The 24,351-nt window shown below is 42.2% G+C and carries 18 protein-coding genes and 1 riboswitch; of the genes, 5 read left to right on the top strand and 13 right to left on the bottom strand.

Annotated elements, in window-relative coordinates:
- Positions 1 to 338 precede the first annotated feature (338 nt).
- On the top strand, positions 339 to 1,424 hold the full coding sequence (locus DC083_RS01575) for a YeiH family protein (RefSeq protein ID WP_109188516.1): 1,086 nt from the start codon (positions 339 to 341) through the stop codon (positions 1,422 to 1,424).
- Between the two features lie 52 nt (positions 1,425 to 1,476).
- Here the strand turns inward: DC083_RS01575 and DC083_RS10285 are convergent, their stop codons facing one another.
- The 11 genes from DC083_RS10285 to DC083_RS01630 all read right to left on the bottom strand — a co-directional run bounded on the left by DC083_RS10285 (position 1,477) and on the right by DC083_RS01630 (position 14,331).
- Entirely contained in the window at positions 1,477 to 2,136 is a 660-nt protein-coding gene (locus tag DC083_RS10285) for a methylated-DNA--[protein]-cysteine S-methyltransferase (protein WP_275667216.1), read from the bottom strand.
- Between the two features lie 102 nt (positions 2,137 to 2,238).
- The gene (gene rlmN / locus DC083_RS01585; RefSeq protein WP_109188517.1) at positions 2,239 to 3,417 is read right to left on the bottom strand and encodes a dual-specificity RNA methyltransferase RlmN; all 1,179 of its coding nucleotides are present in this window, start codon (positions 3,415 to 3,417) and stop codon (positions 2,239 to 2,241) included.
- A gap of 92 nt (positions 3,418 to 3,509) precedes the next feature.
- Positions 3,510 to 3,947, bottom strand: coding sequence for a nucleoside-diphosphate kinase (gene ndk / locus DC083_RS01590; RefSeq protein WP_109188518.1), 438 nt, complete (start codon positions 3,945 to 3,947; stop codon positions 3,510 to 3,512).
- A 128-nt stretch (positions 3,948 to 4,075) separates the two neighbouring features.
- The gene (locus DC083_RS01595; RefSeq protein WP_109188519.1) at positions 4,076 to 5,020 is read right to left on the bottom strand and encodes an ABC transporter substrate-binding protein; all 945 of its coding nucleotides are present in this window, start codon (positions 5,018 to 5,020) and stop codon (positions 4,076 to 4,078) included.
- Positions 5,021 to 5,172: 152 nt separating this feature from the next.
- A complete protein-coding gene (locus tag DC083_RS01600; RefSeq protein WP_109188520.1) occupies positions 5,173 to 7,080 on the bottom strand; it encodes a TonB-dependent receptor plug domain-containing protein in 1,908 nt (635 codons plus the stop codon).
- Positions 7,081 to 7,102: 22 nt separating this feature from the next.
- Positions 7,103 to 7,229, bottom strand: a riboswitch (cobalamin riboswitch).
- Between the two features lie 147 nt (positions 7,230 to 7,376).
- Positions 7,377 to 8,474 (bottom strand): FecCD family ABC transporter permease, encoded by a 1,098-nt coding sequence (locus DC083_RS01605; RefSeq protein ID WP_229822114.1) that lies wholly within the window; start codon positions 8,472 to 8,474, stop codon positions 7,377 to 7,379.
- 12 nt (positions 8,475 to 8,486) lie between these two features.
- Entirely contained in the window at positions 8,487 to 9,230 is a 744-nt protein-coding gene (locus DC083_RS01610) for an ABC transporter ATP-binding protein (RefSeq protein WP_109188521.1), read from the bottom strand.
- Positions 9,231 to 9,362: 132 nt separating this feature from the next.
- Positions 9,363 to 10,325: a cell envelope integrity protein TolA gene (gene tolA, locus DC083_RS01615; protein ID WP_109188522.1), complete on the bottom strand. Its 963-nt coding sequence runs from the start codon at positions 10,323 to 10,325 to the stop codon at positions 9,363 to 9,365.
- A gap of 1 nt (position 10,326) precedes the next feature.
- Entirely contained in the window at positions 10,327 to 11,178 is an 852-nt protein-coding gene (locus DC083_RS01620; RefSeq protein WP_109188523.1) for a hypothetical protein, read from the bottom strand.
- A 188-nt stretch (positions 11,179 to 11,366) separates the two neighbouring features.
- Positions 11,367 to 13,340 carry a UvrD-helicase domain-containing protein gene (locus tag DC083_RS01625; RefSeq protein ID WP_109188524.1) on the bottom strand — a complete coding sequence of 658 codons (1,974 nt, stop codon included), beginning with the start codon at positions 13,338 to 13,340 and terminating at the stop codon, positions 11,367 to 11,369.
- A gap of 16 nt (positions 13,341 to 13,356) precedes the next feature.
- Positions 13,357 to 14,331 (bottom strand): KpsF/GutQ family sugar-phosphate isomerase, encoded by a 975-nt coding sequence (locus DC083_RS01630; RefSeq protein ID WP_109188525.1) that lies wholly within the window; start codon positions 14,329 to 14,331, stop codon positions 13,357 to 13,359.
- 333 nt (positions 14,332 to 14,664) lie between these two features.
- Between DC083_RS01630 and DC083_RS01635 the strand changes: the two genes are divergently transcribed.
- The 3 genes from DC083_RS01635 to recN all read left to right on the top strand — a co-directional run bounded on the left by DC083_RS01635 (position 14,665) and on the right by recN (position 17,735).
- Entirely contained in the window at positions 14,665 to 15,618 is a 954-nt protein-coding gene (locus DC083_RS01635; protein ID WP_109188526.1) for an arsenic resistance protein, read from the top strand.
- A 51-nt stretch (positions 15,619 to 15,669) separates the two neighbouring features.
- Positions 15,670 to 15,900, top strand: coding sequence for a glutaredoxin family protein (locus DC083_RS01640; RefSeq protein WP_109188527.1), 231 nt, complete (start codon positions 15,670 to 15,672; stop codon positions 15,898 to 15,900).
- 161 nt (positions 15,901 to 16,061) lie between these two features.
- Positions 16,062 to 17,735 (top strand): DNA repair protein RecN, encoded by a 1,674-nt coding sequence (gene recN / locus DC083_RS01645; protein WP_109188528.1) that lies wholly within the window; start codon positions 16,062 to 16,064, stop codon positions 17,733 to 17,735.
- 322 nt (positions 17,736 to 18,057) lie between these two features.
- Here the strand turns inward: recN and DC083_RS10290 are convergent, their stop codons facing one another.
- Together DC083_RS10290 and DC083_RS01655 are read right to left on the bottom strand one after the other, a co-directional pair.
- The gene (locus DC083_RS10290; RefSeq protein ID WP_109188529.1) at positions 18,058 to 22,119 is read right to left on the bottom strand and encodes an autotransporter outer membrane beta-barrel domain-containing protein; all 4,062 of its coding nucleotides are present in this window, start codon (positions 22,117 to 22,119) and stop codon (positions 18,058 to 18,060) included.
- A 490-nt stretch (positions 22,120 to 22,609) separates the two neighbouring features.
- Positions 22,610 to 23,047: a DNA polymerase III subunit chi gene (locus tag DC083_RS01655; RefSeq protein WP_157954866.1), complete on the bottom strand. Its 438-nt coding sequence runs from the start codon at positions 23,045 to 23,047 to the stop codon at positions 22,610 to 22,612.
- Positions 23,048 to 23,142: 95 nt separating this feature from the next.
- On the opposite strand from DC083_RS01655, the gene tgt reads away from it, so the two are divergent.
- The gene (gene tgt / locus DC083_RS01660) at positions 23,143 to 24,264 is read left to right on the top strand and encodes a tRNA guanosine(34) transglycosylase Tgt (RefSeq protein ID WP_109188753.1); all 1,122 of its coding nucleotides are present in this window, start codon (positions 23,143 to 23,145) and stop codon (positions 24,262 to 24,264) included.
- Positions 24,265 to 24,351 lie beyond the last annotated feature (87 nt).

A 24,351-nucleotide genomic window follows, 5' to 3' on the forward strand; every position in this document is an offset into this window, starting at 1 on the left:
CTCTTTCATAATACTTTCATATAGATAACATCAAGCGTTTCTCATACGTATGAGAAACGCTTTTTTAATCGGGCTTTACTGAAACTTTTACTTCTTATCAAAAAAGCGTAGCATAAAGGTCAGTTATACAATCATGTATCTAATCTTAAAATCGTATTATATAGTAAATTTGGTTTAAGAAAACATAAAACCGTACTAAACAACACTTGCAAGATGCCGGATAGAACAGCTTCCTTACTTGTACAACTGATGCGCCGGCATTTCAATCAGCTTATTTTAAACCGATCTTACTATAAATACTATATTAACCCACTCTCCTGAAATTCTCCTGACCGATTATGTCCTTACTTAAATACCCTTCATTCATCCCTAAACCCCAAGAAATTCCTGGCATTCTTCCGGGATTAGCGGTTAGCTGTATCACTGCTCTCATTGCGATGTTGCTTGCGATGTGGATTCCGAATATTGGCGCAGGTCCCATCGCCATTGGCATTGGCATTCTGGCTGGTAATCTCTATTTTAAACAACCGATTTTATCTCAAGGGACCAAATTTTCAGAGGGCCGCTTATTAGAGTATGCCATTGTCTTATTGGGATTCTCTGTCACCTTTGAAACACTGGCACACTTAGGCTTTGCCGGTACGCTCTATATTATTCTGCAAATTAGTAGCACCATCATTTTGGCCCTTCTCATCGGCAAGTTATTACGCTTTAGTAAAAATTATGCGCTCTTAATGGCTGCCGGAAATGCGGTCTGTGGTTCATCAGCGATTGCCGCTGTTGCACCGGTTATTCGCGCTAAAGAGGCTGAGCGGGGTCTCATTATCACGATCGTCAATTTAATGGGCACCGTCATGATGTTCCTCCTACCTGTGATTGCTATCTATACCTATGATAGCAAGTTACTTCAAGGCGCTTTTATCGGCGGGATTTTACAATCTGTGGGTCAGGTGATCGCTAGTAGTAGTATGCTCGGTAGTGAAGTAATGCGGGATGCAACGCTCTTTAAAATTATGCGAATTGCTTCTCTGATTATTATCGTGTTGCTCTTTCATCGTCTAGCACAAAATGGCTCTCAAGCCCCTCAATCGCAGGAATCACAGGAATTAAACAAAGGAAATAACGCCGATCATCGTCACGCACCACGTTCTTTCTCTCAGCTCTTTAAACTGATTCCTTGGTATCTATTTGGCTTTATCATTGCCTGCGCTCTCAATTCTCTCTCATTAGTGTCTGACGCTATTGTTGCACTGCTCCTTAGTTTCAGTCATGGTTTTGAAGTCATTGCGCTTGCTGCTATTGGTCTACGGCTTAACTTTATGCTTCTAAAACAGCAAGGGGGGAAACTTGCACTCTATGCACTACTTCTTGGAGCAGGACAAATTATTATGGCGCTCTTATTGATTGGTCTCTTTTTGGGATAAAGAGTGTTATTTGAGACTCATTTCTCAAGGATACCCATTTTCAAAATTGCTTTTAAAAACGCGTATCTACAACACCTTCTAGCGCCAACAATTCCCGTTTAATGGCAACGCCACCACTATAACCGCCCAAATTTCCATCTGCCTGAATCACCCGATGACAAGGAATGATAATCGGCAATGGATTTTGACCATTAGCCCCACCCACTGCACGCACTGCTTTAGGATTATCAATCATCATCGCTAAGGTTTTATAGCTAATAGTCTGGCCATAAGGAATCTGTTGTAAAGCTTGCCAAACTCGTTGTTGAAATGGGGTACCGCTACTCAAATCTAGGGGAATGGTAAATTGCATCTCTTCACCCTGAAAATAGCACAATAACTCTGTAATTGCCGTCTGTAAATATCCGCCTAATACCGAATTAAACTGATCTCCTATCGGTAAAGGGGCATACTGTTTCTGCCAGCAGATTTTCGTAATCAGCTCTGGGCTATTATCCGGTAATCCTAGCTTTTGTCGCAATGATTGTTTTAACATTGTCTGCTTCAGATGATTTTGTGACCATAACGGTGCAATATTGGGATCATTTTCCCGAATGTGCGGATAGAGTCCTTCGATATCGAGGGCTTTAAGCCCATTTTCCCCCAACAAAAAACCAACCTCTCCCTGTAAGAAAGGTTGGTAATAGTAAACTGTCAATGTTTCTTGCTTCATATGATGCTCGCGATATAAGACTCATTCAAGGCTTTTATCGTACAGCAATATTCCTGAAAAACCTATCAGAACCCTATGAGAAGTTCATAAAAATAGTCTCGACTACGCAAGTTCAGTCATCAATGTTTCTTGAGTCAATTTTGTTTGATCTACTTCTTGACCCACGCCTTCTTGACTAATAGTCCGCTTAGTACGATCTTTGACGCGCCCTGCTAACTGTCCACAAGCCGCATCTACATCATCACCGCGCGTTTTACGAGTCACCGCAACTAAGCCATAGCCCATCAGGATTGAGCGAAAATGATCAATCTGTTTACGATCTGAGGTTTGATAATCAACACCATCAAAAGGATTAAAAGGAATCAAATTCACTTTACCCGGAATATTCCGAATCAGACGCGCAAGCGCATGGGCATCTTCATCGCGATCATTAACCCCTCTCAAAAGCACATATTCCCAAGTAATCTTCTTATTGGTTCCATCGATATAGTTACGACAAGCATCGAGTAGCTCATTAATCGGATATTTCTGATTAATCGGCACTAACTCATCTCGTAACGTATTGTAGGGTGCATGCAGTGAAATCGCTAAGGCGACATCGATATCTTCCTTAAGACGATAAAGCGCCGGAACAACGCCGGAGGTACTTAAAGTTACGCGGCGTTTAGAGAGACCAAAGCCATAATCATCGAGCATAATCTTCATCGCTGAAACCACATTGCGATAATTGAGTAGAGGCTCACCCATTCCCATAAAGACCACATTAGTGACTTTACGAGGGGTAAAATTATCGATCTCTTCAAAATCATTTAAGAGCAATTTAGCAATCATCAACTGCCCTACGATCTCTTCTACCGCTAAGTTACGGTTAAATCCTTGTTTCCCTGTTGCACAGAAAGAGCAATCTAATGCGCAGCCTACCTGTGAAGAGACACAGAGCGTACCGCGGTCATCTTCCGGAATATAAACCATCTCAATCGAGTTACCTGAATCTAAACGAATCAACCATTTACGGGTACCATCTTCTGAGAGATGATCCAGCACCACTTCCGGTAATGATAAGGTCGTAATCTCTTTAAGTTTTTCCCGTGTTTTTTTGGAAACATCGGTCATCTCATCAATCGAACGAACACCTTTATGATAGAGCCATTTCATAATTTGTGTGGCACGATAAGGTTTCTCGCCGATTGAGAGGCAAAATTCTTTTAAATCGTCAAACGTCAAACTATAGAGATTAGTCTGGGGTTTGGCATTTTCAACTTTGATATTAACGTCTAACATCAATTATTCTTCTATCCTGTAATTCTAGGGATTGCCGAGTAGCGCATACGCTTATCATAGACGCTACCCGAACAGATCACCAATAATGGCAATTATGCACACACTTTTGGTGCACCCACTGCATTAGGACCGAAGAAGTATTCGATTTCAACTTTTGCAGTTTCAGGTGCATCTGAACCATGAACGGCATTAGCATCAATTGATTCTGCATAATCGTGACGAAGCGTACCCGCTAATGCATCTTTAGGGTTAGTTGCACCCATTAAATCACGATGTTTAGCAATCACGTTGTCGCCTTCTAATACAGAGATCACAACTGGACCTGAGATCATGAATTCAACTAAGTCGTTGAAGAAAGGACGCTCTTTATGTACTGCGTAGAAACCTTCCGCTTCTTCACGGGTTAGATGCGTCATTTTAGCTGCAACAATTTTGAAACCTGCTGCTTCAAAACGTGAATAGATTGCGCCAACCACATTTTTGGCAACTGCATCTGGCTTAATAATTGATAAAGTTTGTTGTTTACTCATGATAGACTCCTACAACGAATTTGTTTAAGAATAAAGGGGCTTAGTCTAGCATATTTGCAAAATGTCTACTTAAAAATATGACGAATATCAAGTGACATTAAGCAATATGCTTCAGAAGAAATCACTGATTACTCCGTTTTTTCTCGCTGATCGCCATAGACTAACTGGCTTAATGTTTCTCCTAATTGCTCCATTGCTGCAACAGACGGAATTTGTGTATAAAACCCTCGAATCTCATAGACGTGTGACTGCTGAACAGCCTTAACGCCTGACAGAAATTCCCATTTAGGATGAATATTTTGTACCTCTAACACATTATAAGGTTGCTCAGGATCGGTAATCAGGCCATTGAGAATAAAGATCCATTCGGGGTTTAAGAGTGAAATAGCTTCTCTCGTTAATTCTGGTGCATTAAGCGAACCTAAATAGACATTCTCCATCCCTAATGTTTCCAATAACTCTCCATGAAAGCTCCGCCCTGCCGCTAATCTCGGTAATATTTTCTCCGAGCTCTCGCCATAGTTGTAGAGAATTAAAACCTTAGGATGATCTGTTACATTCTGTGGGACTTTGTACGCTAAAAACTCTTTTAACGTTAAGCCATCGATCACAATCTCCCCTTCACAGTAATGCCCAATCTCCTGTTTTGCTCCCTCCATTTCATCTAAGGTATCAAGCGCAAAAGCACGATTCTTAATTCCCAAAGAATCGAGACGTTGAGAAATAGGATTATTAGGCATCCCTTCAAGGAAGACGATATCTGGCCGCAACGACATGACTTTTTCAACATTCAGATCAAAGTAACCGCCCACTAACTCCCGATCTTTTTTCTCAGGCAATTTACAATAACGGGTCGCGCCGATCACATTATCCTCTAGCTTAAGATCCATCAAAATATCGCTAATCGCCGGCGATATTGAAACAATCCGCTGACAATTTAAGCTCTCCCCTTTTGGTAAAACTAAGTTTTCCGCTTGTGCAAATTGTGCAATAAGCAGAAGTATTCCCAAAGCGAACCATTTCCCGATCTGCATCCATCTCTCTTTCACGACGTTAATCACCTTATTTGTCATTGATGATTCCTCTATTCTACTCGTCTTTCTAACCGCATTAAACAGAATTTACCCTTATTTCGCATTCTCGATATAACAAAAAAGGCTAACGATCACGATGACCCTTAGCCTCCTCTTATTTCCTAATATCTGCGACTATGAATGGTCATTCATTACAAATCAATATTCATTCCTACATAGGCAGTGCGACCATTTTCACGATAACCTTTCGCAAATTCATAATCTTTATCAAAGAGATTTTGAATCTTTGCATCAACACTAAATCGGCGATTGATTTTATAACTACCGGCGATATCAAATACGGCAAAACTTGAGAGCTCTTTATTATTTATATCTTGGCGTTTACCATAATAAGTTCCGGAAGCATTTAAAGTCACTGATTCAATCGGTTTATACGTTACGCTTGCGGTGACCTGATGTTTCGGGCGACGAAGCATTTTTTCATATTCTCCACCATCCTTTTTCTGTTTTGCATCAAGGTAAGTATAGCTCCCTGATAATCCCCATTGATCATTGATCTCTACAGATCCAACGACTTCAAAACCTTTTATTTTAGCGCGATCCAAGTTACGGTATTCTCCCCAAGGTGCTTGATAAGCGCCGGGATAACCATAATAATCAATCATATTTTTATAGGTTGTATAAAAGTAGCTTAATCCGATTAAACTATCAGTAGTCGGCTTCACTTCAATACCAAGATCAAATCCTCGACTTGTTTCCGCTTTTAAATCTTTATTCAAATCACCATTCATATAATATTGATAGATACTTGGGGTTGTGAATCCTGTTCCAAAACTACCTTTAATCGCAACCATATCATTGAAATTATAACGAGAAGTTAAACGATAAGTCGTTTTACTACCAAATACTGAGTTTTTATCGTAACGAATACCTACGGTATTAAAGAATTTATCTGCGAAATTAAGTGATTGTTCGAGATAAATGCTCTTCGTATTTTGAGAGTGCTTAATACGGTCGCTTCCCGATCCTTCCTCTTTTTGATAAGCAAGACCAAAACGTGTTGCAAAATCTTTATAGAACGTCAGCTCATTATCAAAATTCACCGTCTGAGATTTTCCTCGATAACGATAATGTGACTCTTCAACACCAACAGGCATCCAGTTCGCATCGTAAACATCTGCGCCACTATAATCATCGCGATGAAGATTCATCAAAGCATAAGAGAGTGTTGAATTCCATTGATCTTCAAAAAAGCTTCCATTTAAAGCAACTCTTCCGGTAAAAAGCTTTGATTTTATATAATCGTTGTAGGGGGTTGTATTGAATAAGTTGTCATACTCTGAGTAACGATTATTGTAAGTAAAGGCTAAATCTACATCAAAATTTTCATTTAAAAGATAATTGAAGCGACCTGATAATTGACGGTTTTTATTACGATCTTTATCGTATTTGCTTTCTGGTTTAGGTACTGTTGTTGTCGCATCAATTCCGCGGGTATTTTCAAATAAACCACTCAATGAATAACGTAAATCACCAACTGCTCCAGTTGTCGTGGCACTTGTCTGAATAGTTTCATGGGATCCTGCCATTACTCTAAACTTAGTTCCGGGCTTATTTAAATCATTAGTGAAGATTTGAATCACACCCCCCATTGCAGAACTGCCATAAATAGAGCTTTGTGGACCTTTTAAAACTTCGATACGGTTCACATCTAAAAGCGATCCTAACAATGAAAAATCAACCGTTCTACCAGTACCCATTGGATCGCCTAAAGGCACGCCATCGACTAAGACTAGAGTGTGTTGACTTGCAGCGCCTCGCACAAAAATAGAACTAGGGCCTACTGTACTTGTTTGGCTCAAGATAATACCCGGCTGTGCCGCTAGGGCTTCTGTGGCTGAATGATATTGGCGATTTTCAATTTCTTGCTGATTAATGACGATTGTTTGGCTACCTACTTCGCTTAAAAGTGTAGGTGTTTTATTCGCGGTAAAAACAATCTCATCACTTTTTTCTGTAATGGCAACATTTTGTGCGAATGCAGTGGATGAAAGGATAGCAAAAAGAGCAAGCGCGGTGCGCTTTTGGGGGAATTTCATAGATGTGGCCTCTTAAACCTCGAGAGTAAATAAAGGGCTAGGTGGTGTCTGACTTAGATTACAACGATTAAAATCATGGCAACTTCACAGTGGCGGGTCCGTGAGGGAATTTCACCCTGCTTCCCGAGCCTAACCTCGAATTGGATAGATCTTCAAAGATCTTGGCCTGTAATAATAGCAATAATCGCTATTTATACAAGCCTATATAGATCATATTTTCCTTAAATCACTCATTTAAGCTTATAAAGTCCAATGATGTTTAAACAGTTCCTACCTCAATCAATGACCACAAACCGCTACCGAGGTTTCACAAAATGCGCTTGTCGCTGCTTTTTAAGTAGAATATAGAGGAAAAATGGTGCGCCAAAAATCGCGGTGACAACGCCCACAGGAATCTCGGCAGGTCGTAGCAACAAGGAACCCATGGTATCGGCGACAATAAGGATCGTGCCTCCAAGCAGAATAGATGCCGGGATTAACCAACGATGATCTGCACCAAACAATTTACGAACAACGTGAGGCACTAACATTCCCACAAAACCAATGGGCCCTGTTAAAGCGACAAAAATCCCTGTCATCAAGCTCACCACAAGAAAGAGAAAACCCATTGTTTTACTGCTATCAACACCGCGGGTAAATGCCACAACATCGCCTTGTTGCAATAAATTAAGTTGCCCTGAAAAGAGACTAATAATGCCAAGCCCCACGATTGTGACCAAGAGTAATTGCCACAACTCTGTCAATGAAATCATTGAAAACCGCCCCATCATCCAGCTCATCATCGCTAATGCCGAAGAGGATTTTCCAAGCGATTGGAGTAACATCAAAATGCTTGAGATAAAGAATGTTAAAATCACGCCCATCAATAGTAACTTCATAGGATCGGCTTGCCGGCGAAAATGCATCGTATAGATCAGCAACGTGATTAAAGTAGCGCCTAAAAAGGCGGCAAAAGAGATCCCGCTGAGTAGTCCAAGCGTAAAACTGAGCCCCAAATAGATATAGATTGCAGCGCCTAAACTTGCACCGGCGGCCACCCCTAATGTAAAGGGTTCTGCTAAGGGATTGCGTAAAATTGCCTGAAATACTAAGCCTGATACCGAGAGTCCGGCGCCTACGCACCAAGCGGCTAACATTCTCGGGAAGCGCATCTGCCAGAATATGGCCGATTGCTCACCCCAAGGCGTGATAAAGGTTAATCCAAACATAGGCGCAATCATAATGACGAGTAGTGACAAGCCCAAGAGAGAGATGAATAATCGTAATTTACGAGTATTAGCTAAATACAATAGATGCGCGGTATTGGCTGATAACATGGTTGACTGATCACCCCCACCCTCTTGCAAGTTTGTCGATTGCGAATCTCTGTCGACCTGATGAATCTGCTTTTTCATAGATGAGATCCTTTAAAAGTAGCGAGTAACGCCATCGTGATCGAGCGCTGTAAAAGCATAATCAAAAAGATGCGAAAGAAGTGCTCGATTTAAAGTGGAAGACCGTTCGCCAAAAGCCACCAATTCCCCCCCTTTTAGTGCCAAAATATGGGTATATTGCATTAAACCATTAAGATCGTGAGTGATCGAGAGAATTGTTTTATCCGTCAATTGTGCCAATAATTGATTAAGCGCTTCTCGGTATTTAGGATCTAAAGCAGCATTGACTTCATCTAAAAAGATCACCGGGGTTTCTTGTGCAATGGCTCCTGCCATATAAACCCGCTGCCGCTCTCCGCCACTTAAGCTCTCTAAAGTTCTCTCCGCAAATTCCAAAGCGCCGCTCATCAGTAATGCTTGTTCGATAATTTGTCGATTCTCTAATGCCGAAGTGGCATAAGGATATCGGCTCAATAAGCACCATTCCCAAGCAGTTGTTCCCTCCGCCGGTTGCTGTTGCTGACCGATATAACTGAGAAATCGTGCTCGTTGAAGCAATGTCATCGATTCAAAAGATTGATGATTGAGCTGATAACGATCAAACCCTGCAGGAATCAAGCCGGCAAGTGCGCGCAACAAGGTACTTTTCCCAGAACCATTCGCCCCAATAATCGCAACCCTCGCCCCTTTCGGGATCGATAGCGCCGGGATGTGTAGCACAGCTTGTCCTGTTGATAAGATGACTTGTAGATTCTCAACCTCTAAAGCGAATGGCATCTATGCCCCTTTTTCTCTCAACGATGAATGAAATGATCTCTTCAATATTATCTGTTCAATGAATGGTTGCAATAAATTGTTGCAATGGATCGGTTCAAAAACATTATGATTCAAACGGCTTTCCCAATTTTCTTAGCGCAATTGAAATCGAATGGGCTTCAAACGAAGCCCTTGCGCCGGAATTTGTGTTGCCGGCAATGATTGAACCGCCTTACTCACCGACTCAAGCGCACAACGATCTAATCGTGGAAACCCTGAACTATCTTCTAATTGGGGGACAATGCGATCTCCTTGACGTTGCAAACGAATATAGACAACACCCTCCTCACCCCGGCGCTTTGAGGCTTCAGGATAGCATCCTTGAATCGAACGGTGAATACCACCCGCTAATCGATCCGCTAAAGGATCTCCTTGTACCGGCGCTGCACTCATTGAATTAATATCACCACTCCCCTCTCGGCGACCAGCTTTCGGTTCTCCTGATCTTTTTGATTGTGCCGGTAATTGTGTCAGTTTTGAAGTAGGCTTTGAAATAGATTTTGAAGTCGGTTTTAGAGTATTTTTTGTCGCAGATTCAGTATCAGGCTTCTCTTCCCCTTGCGACTGATCCGCTAGCGCTTGCGATAATTGATCTTGCTTCGCTTGTTGATTATTCTCGGCATCAGATGTTGCTGAGACATCTTCAGATTTGATTACCTGAACTCTATCCTCATTGCTGATATCACTCTTTGTACTGATGATTGATATTGCAGGATCAGATTGAAACCTTTCTGGAGCCGTTTTTTTCTCTTCAGTCAATACCCTCGATTGATCATCTAATGTTGCTTCATCTATTATATTGGCTTTATCTGATCTATGTTGTTCGTCTGATCGATCTGCATCGGCTACCATCATCTCCCCTTGCGCTTCCACTTGATCTGCTCCCTCAGCGGTAAGCATCTGCACAAGAAGATACTCTGGGTGATACTGCATCGCACCGGCATTACTTGAGGATAGCGTGAATGAAATATTTGCATTGCGCCAAATATGCCATAGCACGCCACCGTTTAAGGTTACAGATGCGATCAATGCAATTACCACCATTCCCCGATGCATCTTATTGCCCTCGTAACGGCGCAATCAGCTCTAAGAATCGGTCATAATGGGTAAAGTATTCCATTGGAATGGAGTACAGCATCACTTTTATCGCACCGTAAAAGGTGAAGGCACAAAATAGTAGTAAAAGCCCCATCGCACTATATTTGATAAATTGACAACAAACCGATTTCGAGGTTGGTGATGTTGAAACTGATGATGTTGGGACTGATGATGTTGGGACTGATGAAGCATCTACTTGCGATCGATCATCTGATCGATTAGGAAGCAGCAATGCCGAGAGCCATAGCAACATATAGCCCCCTAATAAGAGATTAAGGTAGATCTTCTGTTGTAATAGCGCAATCCACGCCGGCGGAATGAGTTGCTCAAAACGGATCTCTGTGGGCGCTTTGATAAATTGTTTCAATTTTGCCGAAAATAACAGCAGTGAACTGCCCTGAAAAGCAAGATAGATACGATAGCCTAAGTAGATTAATAACCCGTAAAAGAGCAGTAACAGTAGTGCGCCTAACGAAGTGGGCAATATCGTCGCTTTAATACGGCAGAGATAGAGATAGCTCCAACAAAGGGCAAAAATCAGAAAGAGCCCCGCCCATAAATATTTCAGCTGAAAAAATTGCGTTAAAAGCGCTAAGATTTCCATCATTCCAATGGATTCTATCGACGCGCCTAATGGTAATTTCGCTTGTAGAAATCGGTAGAAACCGTAAATAATTGCGAGGATTGTCAATCCCATCACCAACAGTAGCAAGAGATTATAAAGACTATATCGCCCTACACTTAAAGAGCGCCATAATGCCCTAGATCGATCCTCTGCAGAATGATGATCAGGATCAGTAGAATAATTCATAGTGGAATCAGTAGCAGTCAGGGACTTGCATCTATCCCCCTTTCTCATTGTGCTTATCTCTGCCATTCTCTCCCCTCACTATTCTCTACTATTGCTAATATCGTTAGTTTCTAGACTGACCTTTAGAAACGATAGCGCTATCCGCGATAGAATTATTCACAATAGAACGCTCTCGATTCGCTTCAATTTTACCGCTCTAAGTTATTGAGCATCGCCTGTAAGCCCGCTAAGGTTTGCGCGGTATTTTGGCGCATCTCCTCTTTTGACGGGCCTTTATCTCGATTATGCCAGATAATATTGCCCTCAGGTAACTCTTCTAAGAAACGGCTCGGTTTACAAGATTCCCATTCTCCATAACGCTTACGTTGCCGGCAAAATGTGATATCGAGTTTCGCCCTTGCTCTTGTCACTCCGACATAGAAGAGTCGGCGCTCCTCTTCGACCATATCATTATCGATACTATTACGATGCGGTAAAATATCTTCCTCTAAGCCTACCATAAAGACATAAGGAAATTCCAAGCCTTTAGCACTATGTAACGTCATTAAGGTTACCGCATTCTCCTCTTTCTCTTCACTCTGATTCTCTAAGATAGAGATCAAGGTTAAATGCGATAAGATATCCGATAACGCGCCACGTTCTCCAGCGAACCATTCCCGTAACGCATTGACGCTATTCATCTTCCGTTCAAATGCTTTCGGCGAAGTAGATTGCTCCCGAAGATAATTTTCATAACCAATGGCGTGAATTAATTTATCGAAGAGATTCTCTACATCCATCTCATATTTCGCAAGCCCTCGAATCGTGTGGGCAAAAGTGGCGCATTTTTGGGCATTCTTACCCACAAAGCTGCTTAAATGAGGATGTTCTAATGCTTCAAAAAGCGTAAGCTGATGCGTTTGAGCAAATTCAGTGATTTTTTTGAGGGTTACTGCACCAATCTCCCGCTTAGGGATATTGATAATCCGCAGTAACGAAGGATTATCTTCAGGATTCATAATGAGCTTAAGATAAGAGAGCAGATCTTTAATCTCAGGTTGCTGAAAAAAGCTCGCCCCCCCGACAACTTTCACCGGAATGCCTCGCATTCTTAGGGCCATCTCGAAGATACGCGCTTGATGATTCCCCCGGTAAAGCACCGCATATTGAGTATAATCTTTGCCGTGTAACATCGTATCGTGAGCAATCGTCGTTGCCACATATTCCGCTTCCGCCTCGGCACTTTTAAATTCACGAATGGCGATCTTCTCACCCTCTCCAAGATTAGACCAGAGGGCTTTCTCATAGAGATGCGGATTGACCGCAATCACGTGATTCGCCGCTTGTAGAATATGACCAGTAGAGCGATAATTTTGCTCCAATTTGATCAATGTTAAATCTGGAAAATCGACTTTAAGTTGATGTAGATTCTCAGGACGCGCCCCACGCCACGCATAGATAGACTGATCATCATCCCCCACAACCGTTAAATGTCGCCCTGGGCCGATTAAGAGTTTGACCAACTCATATTGGCATAGATTCGTATCTTGATATTCATCCACCAACATATAGCGAATGGCTTTTTGCCAATACGCTCTTACTTCCGGAAACTGCTGCAGTAACTGCATTGGAAGCAGAATCAGATCATCAAAATCAATGGCATTATAAGAGAGTAGCTGTGCTTGATAAGTCTCATAGAGCTCAACTAACCGCATCTCAAACTCATCTGTTGTAGCCGCTTTCAAAGAGTCGAACGTTCGCATATCATTCTTCCACATCGAAATGCGATCGAGCGCTAATTTAGCGGTATCAAGATCGCCCTCCAATAGGGAATCCATCAATTGCAACGTATCTTTTTGATCATAGATCGTAAAGCCCTTACGAAGCCCTAAATGTGAGCCGTGCCGTTTTAAAATCGATAACCCAAGTGTATGAAACGTGGAAACCCGTACCTTTTTTCCTTGAGAATGACCGAGTGTTTGCCCTAAACGATACGCCATCTCTTTAGCGGCTTTATTCGTAAAGGTAACCGCATAGATTGAGCGAGGATCGTAAGCCTCTTTCTGCACAAGATACTTAATCTTCTCCGTAATGACCCGCGTTTTACCAGAACCTGCGCCGGCGAGCACCAGCAGAGGCGTATGAATATGATTCACGGCACTCGCTTGCTCGGGATTGAGCATTAATCTTCCCACAGCGTTAAATCACTCTTGCTTGTAATAGATGATGCATATTAATCAGCCCCAATACTTTGCCATTCTCCACAACCGGCAATGCTGTAATGCGTTTTGTTTCCATCAGATGTACCGCATCTACCGCAAGCGCATCCGGCGCTACCTTAAAGGGCTCGACCGTCATACAATCAGCCAATGTTAAATCGTGAATATCTCGCCCTGTCATCAATGAACGGCGCAGATCGCCCTCAGTGAAGATTCCTTGCAACATCCCCTCATCATCCATTGCCACCGCAGCCCCGAGTGGTTTTTGCGTCATTGCTAGTAAGGTATCGGTCAAAGTCGTATTAGCAGGCAAGGCTGCAAGCTCCGTTAAAGGTGCCATAATATCCGCCACCCGTAATAACAAGCGTCGCCCTAACTTACCGCCGGGATGTGAAAAAGCAAAGTCTTCTGAAGTAAAACCGCGCATCTCTAAGAGTGTGACCGCAATCGCATCTCCCATTGCAAGCGCTGCCGTCGTGCTTGCGGTTGGGGCTAAATTCAGTGGACAAGCTTCTTTCTCAACACGGACTAATAGATGAAAATCCGCCATCTTCGCCAGTGTTGAAGCCTCATTCCCGGTTAAGGCAATAAGAGGAATATTACGACGGGCAATAATCGGTAAAATGGCGATAATTTCATCGGTTTCCCCCGAATTTGAGAGCGCAAGCACCACATCATCCGGCGTTAACATTCCTAAATCCCCGTGGCTAGCTTCTGCTGGATGCACAAAAAATGCCGGCGTACCGGTACTTGCTAAAGTTGCGGCAATTTTGTTACCAATATGTCCCGATTTCCCCATTCCACTGACAACTACACGGCCTTTGCAATTTTTTAACAATTCACAGATCGCAATAAAATTGGCATCAATCTGTGATTGCAGTTTTAATACCGCATCCGCTTCAATGGTTAATACTTCCTTAGCGCTAGCAATATAATCTTGTGCTGACTCATTCATCTTGAGAATCCTTTTGATTGTTTGATCCTATCTGTCGCAATGTTTGACCATATACAATAGTCATCATTCTGCAAAATCCAATGATCGACAAAGTTGAATCATTTTTTCATAATTTTTGCCAATTATACCCGAAGCCGATTTAATACGCAGATCTGTTATTACTCTCCCCATTTATAATGCAACTATTTCACTTGATTTACCAAATAGTTACAAAACACTTCCGTTTCTGCGTTAAACACTCAATAATATTCAAAAATATCACTCAGCAAAAGATGATTTTATAAACCTCTTAATGAATGGGGTCATAATAGATGCCACTGAAGGAAATATTAGATGTTAGAAAAAATCGAAGAGCGACAACCCCAGATCTATGCCGTGACTATTGTGGTTGCGATTATATTCGCCCAATGGATTTCGCCTCAACTACAAAATCATTTACAAGTAGCGATTACGCCGGCATTAGCGGGATTGATGTTTGCGATGTTTGCTCAGATTCCTTTTCTTCAATGGCAAGAATCATTAAAAGCACGGCGTTTCTTCCTACTACTACTACTTATCAGCAACTATATTGCGGTTCCGCTCATTGTTTGGGGTTTACTAAAAATATTGATGCCGGATACGACATTGATCATCGGGATATTACTCGTACTCCTCACACCTTGTATTGATTATGTCGTGGTCTTTACCAAGCTCGGTAAAGGGGATGCAAGCTTAATGCTCAGCGCAACCCCGCTCTTATTTATCACCCAAATTATTCTGCTACCACTCTATCTCTCCCTCTTTTTAGGCAGTGACATTCTCTCAATTTTGGCGATTCAACCCCTCATTGAAACATTTGTTTATATGATCGTTTTACCCTTTATCTTCGCATTATTACTACAATGGTGGGCACAAAAATCGCCAATCGGGACAACGCTCCATCAATCATCTGCTTGGCTTCCTGTCCCGCTAATGGCGCTTGTACTATTCCTCATTATCACCACGCAAATGCCACTGATTTGGCACAATCGAACGCTTCTAATCCAACTGATCCCTATCTATATTAGCTTTATGATTCTCACGGCTCTGATCTCCTATGGACTTGGAAAATGGCGCAAGCTTCCGGTCATTCAGATTCGCACACTGATCTATAGTAGTGGTACTCGCAATTCCCTTGCCGTACTCCCCTTTGCCTTTGCGCTTCCGCCGGCGATACAAGGCTTAGTCGCAGCCACTATTGTGACACAAACCTTAGTGGAACTGATTGGCGAGCTCGTTTATACTCAAATCACGCCTAAAATTCATTAATATCCATTCAATATTCACTAACACTTATTTCGGTAAAAAAGCAGGATCTTTATGATTACACTCTATAGCACCCTCGATTGCCAACTGTGTGAAGCGGTAGAAGATCGCTTACAAGAAGCCGGCATTCCCTATCAATATATCGATATTTCAGAGGATGATACCTTGATTGACGCTTATGGTTGGTTTATCCCGGTGATTGAATGGCAAGGTCAGATCTATAAGAGTCCGCTCGCACTAGATGAGCTCATTCCACAAATTATTGCAGCGCAATCAGCTCAATAAAGGTAATCTCCATTTGATTCTTTCACAGAAATATTACAAAAAAGATTTAAAATATTGCAAAAATGTATTATAAATAGAGCCAATGATTTAAGATCCCGCTCTTTAGGGAATCTATACTAACTTTAGGAATTATTAACCTATTCCAAAGCACGAGGCTTTCAATGTTAATCGATCTCTATGTCAAAAACTTTGCCATTATTGAAGAACTACAACTCGATTTCTCGCCTAATTTAACCGTCATTAGCGGGGAAACGGGTGCCGGGAAATCGCTCACTGTGGATGCGCTCTCGATTGTTCTAGGTGGAAAAGCAGATGCGTCGATGATCTATCAAGGTCGAAGCCAAGGCGAAGTGATTGCGACTTTTGATATCTCTCGTATTCCAAGAGCAAAAGCGTGGTTAACCGACAATGCTATCGGTTTTGATGAAGAGCTCTGTATTTTACGACGTGTCATTAATAGTAATGGTCGCTCTCGAGGCTTTATTAATGGCCGAGCAATGCCGCTACAGGCGCTCAAAAATTTGGGTGAGCGCTTAGTCGATATCCACGGGCAACACGCGCATCAATCTTTAACCCGCGCGAATGCACAACGACATTTAGTAGATCAATATGCCGGTTGCTTAGATGAGGTGAATGAGCTAGCAACATTTACTCGCAACTTACAAGATCGTGAGCAGAAGCTTAGCGACCTGAAGAATCGCGATGAGAGCACACAAGATCGAATCAATTTTCTGAAGTTTCAATTAGCTGAATTTAATAATATCGCGCCACAAGAAGGCGAGTGGGAAACAATCAATACCCGCTTTAATCAACTCAATAACTTTGAGATGCGTATCTCGGCGATCGAAGAAGCGATTCAATATCTCAATCACGATGAATATGGTATTACCCGGCAGTTAGGGCAATTAGCACAATCATTGCAAAGTTTAGAGAACTTTGATCCGAGCATTAAAGATATTAGTGAAATGATCAATAATGCGCTGATTCTCTCCTCAGAATCAGAGAATGAATTGACCGGAAAGCTTGATCACGAGAGCTTTGATATGGAAGAGCTCCGGCAGATTGATAGCAGAATGCAAGCGCTCAATAGCTTAGCTCGTAAACATCGTATTGACCCTGAAAATCTACTACAAAAACAGCAAGAGCTTGAGCAAGAACTCAAATCGCAAGATGTCTCTGAAGAAGAGATCGCAGAGCTTGAAGCTAAAATTGCCGTAATGCGTATTGAATGGCAAAAAATGGCCGATGAAATTAGTCGTCAACGCCAAGAAGCAATCGAAGAGCTTGATCTTAAAATTACTGAATCAATGCAAGGATTAGCCATGGAAGGCGGGCAGTTTGCCATTCATCTGCAACCGAATACGCCCTATCATCCTTATGGGAATGAGGCGGTGGAATTTAGGGTTTCAGCCAACCCCGGCCAACCGCTTCAACCGCTCGGCAAAGTGGCTTCCGGGGGTGAATTAGCGCGAATTAGCTTAGCCATCTCTGTCATTCTCAGTATGCGCTCATCGCTCCCAACCCTGATCTTCGATGAAGTAGATACCGGTGTAGGCGGTGCTGTGGCTGAGATGATCGGTCGTTATCTTCAAGAATTAAGTATCGGTCGCCAAGTCTTCTGTGTGACCCATCTCCCTCAAGTGGCGAGCTTTGGCCATCATCACTTTGTCGTTGCTAAAACCAAAGGGGAAAACAGCACAACCACGGCTATTCGATCGCTTGATGAGAAAGGCCGAATTCAAGAGATTGCGAGGATGCTCGGAGGCGTAAAACTCACCGAAGCGACTTTTGAACACGCTAAAGAGATGATCGAACATAATCGACCGGCAGCGTAAGTAGGGATCATAAAATCGGTTAAAAATAAGCTTATTTAAATGCCGGCGTATCGGCTGATCGAAGCGAGGAAGCCACCCTAGCCGGCATCTTGTAAGTGTTGATTAATAAGGTTTTATGTTCTTTTGAAAAACCAATGCTGACTGCTAAAAACCATTTTCTTAAACCAAATTTACTATAAATAGAAAAGCAACGCCCCTCTTGGCTTATAGCCTTAAAGAAGCGTTGCTTTTTTATTATCGTCTAACTAGTCTAACTAACGATTAATGAGGCATTAGACTTTCATTAAACAGAGTAGGTAGAAGCCAATAAAGGTCGATAACATTAAAAATCATATTTTAAACCAATCGTAACTTTCGTATCCCGATAATGCTCTGATCCTGTTGTATGAGAGAGATTTCCCCAAGCATTTAAGTGACGATTGATTTTCGCATCCACACCTAAGCGGATCTCCATCTGATTACGTCCCCCTTGAATATCAGTTTCAACACCATCCATCCGTACCCCGATATTTTTTGAGTTATGCAACCAATTGAGCTCAGCATAAGGTTCAAAATCGAGACTATCAGAATGACCTGGAAGATAATGTTTCATTGATGCTCTAATGCCGAGTCGTGTTTGTACATTATTCCGTCCAACACCATCTACAATGGTTCCATTATGTTCAATATGCTGATCCATTTTCACTCCAGACCAGATCAATTGCGCTTGTGGCGTGAGGTAGAAATCTGATTGCATTCCATTTTGACTTACAACACTCCCTACTTGCCAAGCGTAACCTGTTTCAATAGAAGCCGTTACTCCTTTACTGTGATATTTCTCTGTTTCTAAGAAATCACCTTTGACTTTATGATTAAACCAGTTATAGAGAACCCAGCTATCTACATACCAGCCTTGCTGATTCTGATCATTTTGATACCAAGTACCGTAAAGACCTAAACTAAAACCATTAGTGGTACCTTTTGCACTAAACCCTGTGTAACGATTTTGATTAGTGCCCTCTTCTCGTCCATAACCAGCCATTACACCAAAGTAGAAACGATCACTATCTGTAAAAGAGTGTTCGAAAAGATCTCCCCCCATCTGAATGAGATAGCGGTTACCACTCCATTGGTTCTGCTCATTAGACATCCGTGATTTATGGTGACTACCTGCAACACGCGTCCAAATTCGGCTCTCTTTTAGCGCTCCTGTAATAGGATCTCGATACCAACTTGTCCCTTGTCGATCTGATAATCGAGAATTAAACATAGTCATAGCCGCGGCATAGTTATTGGCATAGCTTTTAACTTCTGGGCGGAATGTAGGTTTACTTGGTTCAGAAGGTTTCTCTGGTTCAGAAGGTTTACTTGGCTCAGAAGGTTTTTCTGGTTCAGATGGTTTCTCTGGCTCAGAGGGTTTCTCTGGTTTAGAAGGTTTCTCTGGCTCAGAGGGTTTTTCTGGTTTAGAAGGTTTCTCTGGTTCAGAGGGTTTCTCTGGCTCAGTGGGTTTCTCTGGTTCAGAAGGTTTCTCTGGCTCAGAAGGTGAATTCATATCATTGGTTAAATACCAATTATTGCTATTTCCACCCTTTTGATCTCCTTTTTGTAGATGATACTCATAGCTCCCTGCGACAATACGTCCTTCTTGAACAAAGGCTTTATCTTCCGAACTGCCCGTTTCAATAATCCGAATACCTTCTATAGTATTTGCACCTTGACCACCTAGATTCATGATACTAACTTTAGTCGTACCCGATGCTTTACCGGTGATAATGAGCTTATCTGTCAAGCTATCATCACCTTCCGCTTTCACATTCAATGTTACAAGCCCATTATTTCCAACCCAATTTCCTTCTTGGATATAAGTTTGACCTATTTGTGAATGCTCATCGCCAATGACTAAAACACCACCTTGATTCAAATTCATATCTCCTTTTACAGTAACTTTCTGAATCGAAGGATTAACTTTAAAATCATTGAGGTAGATTGTACCGGCATTATTGATCTCTTGAATGGTTTGATTATGTCCGGTAAGATCCAAACGACCCTGCTCAGAAATATTCATTACTGAGGTATTCGCTAGCGCATTATCAATCCCTAATCTCAATGTTCCGGTCTCAATATTGGTGGCACCGGTGTAACTATTTTGGGAAGTTAATGTTAAGGTTCCTGCGCCTTTTTTGGTTAAACTTTGCCCATCCCATAGCTCATTTTGTCGAGTTTTGCGATCGGCCAAATCTGCTTTAATCGTGACATCTTCACCATCTTTAAGATCAAAGGTCCCATGGGCTTTATCTCCTAATGCATACCAACTCAAGGAATATTGCAGATGGTGATCATCACCACTAATAGCAGTGTAACTCGAGGCATCTTTGCCATCTAACAATAGATCCCCTTCAGAAAAATCACCTGAAATTTTATTTTGGCTTTCCATCAAATTGATCGTTGATTGATCCCAATCCGTGAGATCCACTGAGAATAAATTATCACCAGCAAGCGTAAGGTTCTCGGCTTTAATGCCCCCAACATTGGTAAAATCAGCAGTCACCGATTTCCCCAAAGTGACATCCTTAAAAGTAGTCTCGGCATCACCTATAAAATAGAGTGCACTGCTATCGCCGGCATTTAAATGACCGTCCACGGCTGTCTCGGTTGTGCTGTCAAAAGTTACTCGATTATAATCGTGATGACTTTCTTCGGTCACTGCCTCTAAGACAATATCGCCCTCAATGGTTGAGCCTTCTTTAAGAGTGATTTTATTATCCCCCGAAGTGAGATGAATCGCTGTAGGATCCGCTCCTTCACCCGTTTTAATCAAGCCACTATTAATAATAGTCAGATCAGATCCCTCAATCGCAATACCAGCTTTACCAGCAAGACCATTTTCGCCATTCACGCCATTTCGCCCATAACTATCACCTTCACCACCAACGCCTCCGGCACCTGCTAATCCTGCTTTTCCGGCATTACCGCCGAGAATATTGCCACTGTTTTCAATGATGAGTTGTTGGCCTTGAATAGCGATTCCACCATTACCACCAGCACCGCCATTACCCCCTTGTCCTCCCGTATTCCCAGGGCCTAACAATGTCCAAGTATTCCCCCCCATACCACCTAAGTAGCCACTACCGGCATTCCCACCATCACCAGCTTTGATCGTGCCACTATTCGTAATATGACCTTGATTAATTTCAACCGCAGTACCGCCTTGACCGCCGGCACCACCGGCACCACCTTGTCCACCAATACCCCCAATAAATTGAGCACTATTGCCTTTGAGGTTATTACCACCAGCACCGCCTTGGCCGCTTAAGCCGCCCATATCATCATTATTGGCACCAGCTCCAAAACCACCAAGCCCCCCTTGTATCAAGCCTTCATTGTTGAGTGTGATCTCTTCCCCTTTTAGCGCATTACCACCTTGGCCACCGGCACCGCCTGAGCCGCCAGTGCCACCATTTGCACTTTGGGATTTTTCAAAGCCAAAACCATCAAATCCGCCCTCTCCACCTCTTCCCGGTTGATTACCATTGCCTCCTTGACCGCCAATGAGTGAACCTAAATTTGTGATAGTGAGAGTATTCCCTTCTATAGCATTACCGCCTTGACCACCAGCCCCACCATTGCCTCCGATAGCGCCAACGGCACCCTGACTAATGGCCACATTTGAGCCTCCGGCACTTCCTTGCCCGCCTTCAGCGCCTTCACCCCCATTACCACCAGAACCTCCAGTAATCGTTTTTCCACTATTATTGATGATAGTTAATTGATCTCCGATAATACCAGCCCCCCCTTGCCCACCGGCTCCGCCTTGCCCACCTCGGCCACCAGTAGCGCCAATCGCTAGATTCCCCATATCAGGATCATTACCGCCTTGAATAATAATGCCATTGCCACCGTTACCGCCATTTGCTGCATTACCACCTTGTCCACCGGTACCTCCGGCGATAGCGGCATTATTAGTCATAGTGATATTGTCAGCAAAGATGGCATCCCCGCCTTTTCCACCTAAACCACCATTACCACCGGCACCGCCTATTTGGGCGAGTTGCTCTCGATTATCCCCTTTATCAGTTGCATCATGACCGATAGCACCGGCTGTTGCATTGTTTTGAGCATTTCCCCCATTAATGGCGACAATAGTTTGATCGTTAGTGATATCTTCTGTTAGTTTTTGGTCTATAGAGCCTGATTGACCATTCGTACCATTTCTACCAGCTTCTGCAACAGGTTGATTAAGGGGATTATCATCACTATTGACGGGTAAATCAGCAAAAGCAAAGGGAATCGATAAAAGCAATGCCGCACCTATAGTAGTCGCTTTCTTACGACTTTTGGCTAATTCTCCTGCGACAATCCAGATACGAAGTGCTTGATTCCAAATAACACGATAGACCTTATTCATATTGCCTCCTCACAATCTCTGTAAATGAGAATGTAAATTTAGTTAAACTAATAACAATAATTTAACAGGAATAGAAAAAAGGGCTAATCAAAAGAAATAATGATTATTCCACTGTTTTTAAAATCAATATTTATCTAAAATAAATACGCAATTTAAAAAATAAAAATATTTAACATCCAATTAACACCTAATTAACATCGCATTAATATTAATAACCAACAATACCCGTGCATTCAACATGGAAATATTAGACAATAATAGTTAAAAACAACCAATAAATAACATATAAATGCAAGAAATAATGGAAATCGTGATCAAAGATACAAAAAAGAGTGATCCATAGCGCAGAAAAATTTATACGAACTATGAGATAAAATAAATAACTTATACAACAATATAGTTAACTTAATTATTACCAATAAAATAGAGACAATAGGATATAGATCTCAGTAATGAAGCTGATCGAAAGAGTACCGCTAAGAAATATTGACTATAATTTATGCGTTTTAAGCGAAAAACCGAGATCACGATAGAGACGATAGCGATTACGACTCTCTTCTAAAACTTGTGGATCTTGGGTAATCACTTCAAACACACGCGGATATTGCCCCATCTTGACCACTTCAGGCACCGTATGATGAAGATTAATAAAGAGAGAGCGAGGTTCAAGCGTCCAAGTTTGATCTGAGAGGTAGATAAAATCGTGAGGATTGATATCATCCTCACCCTCAATAATCGCGTGAGGTAAGAAATCAATATGGGGAATTTCCCATAATTTACGATCTAATGATTGAATCAATGCACGATTATCACTATAAAAAAAGGTGGGTTCTTCAGCCTGATAAGCCTTTTCGATAATTTTTAAGAGTAATTTCTCTCTTGTTGCTTCACTACTTGAGGGCAATACATAAAAACTCACTTCTACCATTCTGAAACCTTTTGACCTGTGATAAGGAAACTCTGCATTTTTTGCCATTTAAAGGTAAAATAGTACCATTTAAATTCTGGAAAACTAAGCATACAATGAAATTTGAACTTCTCAAGACTGATGGAACGGCTCGTAGAGGCCGTATTACCTTTGAACGTGGTACGATTGAAACTCCTATTTTTATGCCTGTAGGCACCATTGCAACCGTTAAAGGTGTCACCCCGCATAATCTCAAAGAGATGAATGCCCAAATTATTCTCGGCAATACGTTCCATCTTTGGCTCCGCCCTGGTCTTGATGTGATTCGCGCCCACGGTGATCTCCACGACTTTATGCAATGGGATAAACCGATTTTAACCGATTCCGGTGGTTTCCAAGTCTTCTCGCTTGCCGAACTTCGAAAGATTGAAGAGAAAGGGGTCACTTTCCGCTCTCCTTTTAATGGCGAGAAGCTCTTCCTTGACCCTGAAACCTCAATGGAGATTCAACGGGTTTTAGGTTCCGATATCGTGATGGCGTTCGATGAATGTACTCCTTATCCTGCCACATATGATGAGGCGCGTACCTCAATGGAACTCTCCATGCGCTGGGCCAAACGATCGAAAGAGGCTTTTGTCAATGGTGGTAATCCTAATGCGCTCTTTGGAATTGTTCAAGGTAGTATGTTTGAAGATCAGCGCCAAGAATCACTCGAAGCACTCACTGAGATTGGCTTCAATGGTTATGCGATCGGCGGACTTGCGGTCGGCGAACCTAAAGAAGAGCGGGATCGTATTTTAGAATTTCTAAACCCTCGTATGCCACAGGATAAACCACGCTATTTGATGGGTGTTGGTAAACCGGAAGATCTGATCGAAGGGGTTAAACGAGGCGTTGATATGTTCGACTGCGTCATTCCTACGCGTAATGCTCGTAATGGACATCTCTTTACCCGCTTTGGCGATATCCGCATCAAAAATGCCCGCTATGATAAAGATACTCGTCCACTAGATGAAACTTGTGAATGTTATACCTGTCAACATTTTAGTCGCTCTTATCTACGTCATCTCATTCGTACTAAAGAGCTTCTCGGTGCCCATTTAGCAAGTATTCATAATTTGCACTATTTCCTCTGGCATATGCAACAGATTCGCGATCATATCGATGCTGATACCTTTGAGCAATACTATCAGCAATTCTACCAAGAACGCGCAATGATTGATGAAGAGAACCAATAATTTTATCAATGAGTTATATTAATGAGTTACATCTATAGGCATAGCTATTAACATATCCATTGTCTATATCAATTGCCTATATCCATT

It is taken from the genome of Ignatzschineria ureiclastica (assembly GCF_003121845.1).
Lineage (GTDB): Bacteria > Pseudomonadota > Gammaproteobacteria > Cardiobacteriales > Wohlfahrtiimonadaceae > Ignatzschineria > Ignatzschineria ureiclastica.

Coding starts and splice junctions, on each gene's coding strand:
- DC083_RS01575 (WP_109188516.1), top strand. CDS start 339: ATGTCCTTACTTAAATACCCTTCATTCATCCCTAAACCCCAAGAAATT.
- DC083_RS10285 (WP_275667216.1), bottom strand. CDS start 2,136: ATGAAGCAAGAAACATTGACAGTTTACTATTACCAACCTTTCTTACAG.
- rlmN (WP_109188517.1), bottom strand. CDS start 3,417: ATGTTAGACGTTAATATCAAAGTTGAAAATGCCAAACCCCAGACTAAT.
- ndk (WP_109188518.1), bottom strand. CDS start 3,947: ATGAGTAAACAACAAACTTTATCAATTATTAAGCCAGATGCAGTTGCC.
- DC083_RS01595 (WP_109188519.1), bottom strand. CDS start 5,020: ATGACAAATAAGGTGATTAACGTCGTGAAAGAGAGATGGATGCAGATC.
- DC083_RS01600 (WP_109188520.1), bottom strand. CDS start 7,080: ATGAAATTCCCCCAAAAGCGCACCGCGCTTGCTCTTTTTGCTATCCTT.
- DC083_RS01605 (WP_229822114.1), bottom strand. CDS start 8,474: ATGAAAAAGCAGATTCATCAGGTCGACAGAGATTCGCAATCGACAAAC.
- DC083_RS01610 (WP_109188521.1), bottom strand. CDS start 9,230: ATGCCATTCGCTTTAGAGGTTGAGAATCTACAAGTCATCTTATCAACA.
- tolA (WP_109188522.1), bottom strand. CDS start 10,325: ATGCATCGGGGAATGGTGGTAATTGCATTGATCGCATCTGTAACCTTA.
- DC083_RS01620 (WP_109188523.1), bottom strand. CDS start 11,178: ATGAATTATTCTACTGATCCTGATCATCATTCTGCAGAGGATCGATCT.
- DC083_RS01625 (WP_109188524.1), bottom strand. CDS start 13,340: ATGCTCAATCCCGAGCAAGCGAGTGCCGTGAATCATATTCATACGCCT.
- DC083_RS01630 (WP_109188525.1), bottom strand. CDS start 14,331: ATGAATGAGTCAGCACAAGATTATATTGCTAGCGCTAAGGAAGTATTA.
- DC083_RS01635 (WP_109188526.1), top strand. CDS start 14,665: ATGTTAGAAAAAATCGAAGAGCGACAACCCCAGATCTATGCCGTGACT.
- DC083_RS01640 (WP_109188527.1), top strand. CDS start 15,670: ATGATTACACTCTATAGCACCCTCGATTGCCAACTGTGTGAAGCGGTA.
- recN (WP_109188528.1), top strand. CDS start 16,062: ATGTTAATCGATCTCTATGTCAAAAACTTTGCCATTATTGAAGAACTA.
- DC083_RS10290 (WP_109188529.1), bottom strand. CDS start 22,119: ATGAATAAGGTCTATCGTGTTATTTGGAATCAAGCACTTCGTATCTGG.
- DC083_RS01655 (WP_157954866.1), bottom strand. CDS start 23,047: ATGGTAGAAGTGAGTTTTTATGTATTGCCCTCAAGTAGTGAAGCAACA.
- tgt (WP_109188753.1), top strand. CDS start 23,143: ATGAAATTTGAACTTCTCAAGACTGATGGAACGGCTCGTAGAGGCCGT.